Origin of the sequence: Emticicia sp. (assembly GCF_043780375.1) — a bacterium.
GTDB lineage: Bacteria > Bacteroidota > Bacteroidia > Cytophagales > Spirosomataceae > Emticicia.
Map to the genome: position 1 here is coordinate 1 of NZ_JAYWCU010000146.1, position 3,746 is coordinate 3,746.

General features: G+C 36.3%; 7 protein-coding genes. All 7 read left to right on the top strand.

Annotated elements, in window-relative coordinates; translation table 11 throughout:
* Window positions 1–207 (top strand): hypothetical protein (locus tag ACH2CJ_RS11685; RefSeq protein WP_394992986.1); only part of this gene is annotated, 207 nt, incomplete at its 5' end.
* Window positions 207–1,166, top strand: coding sequence for a DUF6712 family protein (locus ACH2CJ_RS11690; protein ID WP_394992987.1), 960 nt, complete (start codon window positions 207–209; stop codon window positions 1,164–1,166). The genes ACH2CJ_RS11685 and ACH2CJ_RS11690, both read left to right, overlap by 1 nt.
* A 50-nt stretch (window positions 1,167–1,216) precedes the next feature.
* A complete protein-coding gene (locus ACH2CJ_RS11695) occupies window positions 1,217–2,083 on the top strand; it encodes a hypothetical protein (RefSeq protein WP_394992988.1) in 867 nt (288 codons plus the stop codon).
* A complete protein-coding gene (locus ACH2CJ_RS11700) occupies window positions 2,080–2,604 on the top strand; it encodes a hypothetical protein (protein WP_394992989.1) in 525 nt (174 codons plus the stop codon). Before ACH2CJ_RS11695 ends, ACH2CJ_RS11700 begins: the two co-directional genes overlap by 4 nt.
* Window positions 2,601–2,996, top strand: coding sequence for a DUF5675 family protein (locus tag ACH2CJ_RS11705; protein ID WP_394992990.1), 396 nt, complete (start codon window positions 2,601–2,603; stop codon window positions 2,994–2,996). Before ACH2CJ_RS11700 ends, ACH2CJ_RS11705 begins: the two co-directional genes overlap by 4 nt.
* Window positions 2,993–3,259, top strand: coding sequence for a hypothetical protein (locus ACH2CJ_RS11710; RefSeq protein ID WP_394992991.1), 267 nt, complete (start codon window positions 2,993–2,995; stop codon window positions 3,257–3,259). Before ACH2CJ_RS11705 ends, ACH2CJ_RS11710 begins: the two co-directional genes overlap by 4 nt.
* A gap of 49 nt (window positions 3,260–3,308) precedes the next feature.
* The coding region (locus tag ACH2CJ_RS11715; RefSeq protein WP_394992992.1) for a hypothetical protein at window positions 3,309–3,746 on the top strand (438 nt) is incomplete at its 3' end.

Below are 3,746 nucleotides of genomic sequence, written 5' to 3' on the forward strand. Positions count from 1 at the left end.
GACAAAGGCGGATCAGACAAACAGCAAGGCTACAATATTTCGTTGATTGCCGACCAATATTTACGCCAGTTGGTGTTGCAACCTTATAATTTTATCAAAGATTTTAATGGTTGGAGCGAAAACATGGTAATTGATTTTGAATTGCCTGTCATGCAAACAATGGCAAATGTTCCACCCGACAAACGCAATATTCAACCACAAAAATAATGGCAGCATTAATTTATACACTCGAAGATTTACAAAGATTTTCTCGATCAAACAATAGCTTGAGCATCGAAGACATTGAGCCATTTATTGAAGATGCAACTGAACGATATTTGACACCATATCTTTCGCTACCTTTTGTGCTTACGATTCTGGACGGCACGCAAACTGATATTACCGTTGTGAGATTGTTCAAGCAAGCAGCTATCAACTTTGCCATGTATTTGTATGCACAAGATGCCGCCGTAACTATCGGCACAAATGGGATGCACGAATACGAAGATGATAAAGGCAAAAAGCGAGTATCGGAAGCTAAGTTTGTCCGTTACGAGCAAAATAAGCTAAAAACTGGACATCAAAAGCTTGAATTGTTGCTAAAGTATCTTGAAACCGCCAATACTTTTGCGGTTTGGAACACAAACGCCGCTACACAATACAAAGAATTTTTGTTAAAATCAGTTTCTGACTTTCAAAAATTTGTAAACATTCGTGAAAGTCGCATGGTTTTCTTAGCCTGTCGCCCAGGCTTACAATTGGCCACTTATAGCAATATCATTCCGAGTATTTCGCAAGCATTGTATGATGCCATCGTTGCTGCTCCTGCAACTGCCAAATACAAACTTTTGATAGAACGATACATTCAACCAGCTCTGGCAAACTTCGCTTTGGCGTATTCAATCTATGATGTTTCGGCATTGATAGGTGTATTTGATACTGTTGCGGTTTTCGATAATACTGGAAGCGATGCTGGCAAACGATACAAGACAGCCCCTGAAAGTTTTCTGCAAAAAATAGCCGAACAAAAACAATCAATAGGACAAACCTTCTTGGATCAATGTACAAATTATATTTTGTCTCATCCTAACGATTATACGGAGTATCCACACCCGACTGCCGACGATGTAGTTTTATTTCAAAACGATGAAGACTCAAGAGTTTACTACCTTGGTGGATTTGCGTAATAGTGTCCTTTTTAGGTCAAAAAAAAGTATTCAAATTTAACCCTATAACCGTGAACAACTGGAATGAATGGATAATCGAAAGGAACAAAGTAATCAGCTTTCCGAGCGATATAAATGACTTGACACCAAAGCAGTTTTTGCGGTTAATTCAAGTTTATTATCTATACCCTGATAATTTCATGTTTCGATTCTGGGTGTTTTGGAGTATCGCTCGCATGAATTGGTTTACAAAATTTTGGGTAGTTTGGAATTTTGGAATTAAGAAAATATTGTCAAAGTTTTTACCAATCAAACATAAAGTTTTCAGTGAAGGAGACCTTGAGCATACGATCAAACTATTTACAGATTTTTTGATGGAAAACGAAGATGAAATCCTACTCGCAAAACAGTTGATTCCAAAAATTAAGGTTAGAAGATTTAAGTTTTTAGGCAAAGTAAGTCCGAAATTAACAATAAAAGGTCACTCTGATTACTGTATCAGTATGAGTTTTGGACAATATAGAGAGGCAGAAAAAGCCTTTTTTCAATGCAATATCAACGAAGAAAACGCCTATAATAATCTGATACGAGCATTATACAAAAGCAAAGTTGAATTGCACGATTGGCAACTAAACGCAGTGTCGGAGACCATAAAAAAAGGTGTATATTTTTTTTATAATGATATACGTGAATATTGGAAAAGACAATTTGTAGAAGTGTTTTCGGACGAAACGAAAAAAGAAGGTGAAAACGAATTAACACCCGAAGACCTCGAACAAAATCTAACAACATGGTTGCATTATGTAGCCAAAGAAGATCCAACTAAGTATGAAACAGTTGATAATTTACCAGTAATGACGGTACTATTTAACTGGAACGAACTAAAAATAAAGCGTAAAACTGAAGAAGAGTACCTAAAGCAAAACCAAAGAACATGAGCAGCCAAGACCTAATCAATTATCTCGAATTACTTGCCACACAAAGCAAGCAGATTCGACATAATATCAATGAGAAAAAGAAATTTGGCTACTACGAAAACCTTTCAGTAACTGGCCAAAAACAAATGGCGATTCGGGATTTTTGCTTGTGGATTTACAAATCTGTTTTGGTTGAGAAAATCTTAGACAACGGAAGCGAACAATATTTTGCCAGACTTACAGTACAATTTGAGATTTCAAAATCTATTTCTTCGCAGGAATCAATTTTGGAAATTACTCAAGCCCAAATTGACGGCAAAGAAATTTGCCGTCAATTCTGGAGAAGAATTTTAAATGATGAACGTATGCGTAAGCACATTTTCAGTCAAGGCATTGTGCGACTCGAATCTAATTTTGATTTTGAAGACATTGAAGGCGATTACGAAAACCTATGTGGCTGTGCAATGAAATTTACGCTCAAATGGCAAGTACCTGGCATTGATGATGATTATGACGAAACAGATGATTTTATAACAACATGAAACTAAAACTCAAACGAGAGCCACACCCCGAATATACCATAGGAAAGCTATATATAGATGATATTTTTGAATGTTTTACACTCGAAGACATTATTAGAGATATGAAAATAAAAGGTGAAACAGCAATTCCTTATGGTAAATATAAGGTCATTATCAATCAGTCAATTCGCTTCAAAAGAGCATTGCCATTGTTGCTAAATGTGCCAAATTTTGAAGGTATTCGCATTCACACAGGCAACAAAACAGCCGACACAGAAGGCTGTATTTTGGTTGGTACAATGAGAACAAAAGACGGCATGGTCTTGAACAGCAAAATTGCATTCGATAAGCTATTTCCAAAAATGGTATTAGCTGCCAAAAATAATGAACCAATAACCATAGAAATAACATGATAAAGATTATCTCAAGAATATTACTGGCTTTTATGCTCATTGGTTTTTTTGTAATGTGCCTGATGGGTTGCCAACTCACTTCGAGTTTGAAGGATATCAATACTCGATTAATTAATATTCAAACTGGACTCTCAAAACTTGATAGCACTTACCGTTACAACCAAACTCAAATCATAAACTATGAAAAAGGCAAATCGCAAATTATTTTTCATTCTATGCCTACTGACAGCCTGCTCAAATATATTCGCTCAGGAAATAACTGACGATGAGTGTGAGATTGTTGTAACCCGGGCCGACATTGAGCAATGTGCGATGTATAAACGCACCAATATTTTGCTTGAGCGTGAAATAAAGTTTCAGGCTGTTGCCGCCGTGAGCCAAAAAGACTCTTCAAAAAAACGTGAGGATAACTTATATTCAAAAATAAATATTTTGAATGATCAAAAACTATTGCTAAATACTGAATTGGCAACAGAAAAAGACACAAAGTCGAAACTTTGGATGGCATTATCAGTCGCCATTATTGCTTTATTACTGAGCATTCTGTTTTCAATCTTCAAGTCGAAACTGGCAAAGTTTATTCCTTTTTTGAGCCTTATTAGTTTTGCAACTTTAGCTCAGGACCCGATGTACCGCCCGCCCGTGAGCATTAACGGTCAGAAAGGAGTTATGCAGAAAATCATCATTGATTCGACCGCTAATAATTATGCAATTTTCTCGCTAAACGATATTCACACACTCAGAATTCCT

Excerpts from the sequence above, each read along its gene's own strand:
- ACH2CJ_RS11710 (WP_394992991.1), top strand. The coding sequence starts at position 2,993 with ATGATAAAGATTATCTCAAGAATATTACTGGCTTTTATGCTCATTGGT.
- ACH2CJ_RS11700 (WP_394992989.1), top strand. The coding sequence starts at position 2,080 with ATGAGCAGCCAAGACCTAATCAATTATCTCGAATTACTTGCCACACAA.
- ACH2CJ_RS11705 (WP_394992990.1), top strand. The coding sequence starts at position 2,601 with ATGAAACTAAAACTCAAACGAGAGCCACACCCCGAATATACCATAGGA.
- ACH2CJ_RS11690 (WP_394992987.1), top strand. The coding sequence starts at position 207 with ATGGCAGCATTAATTTATACACTCGAAGATTTACAAAGATTTTCTCGA.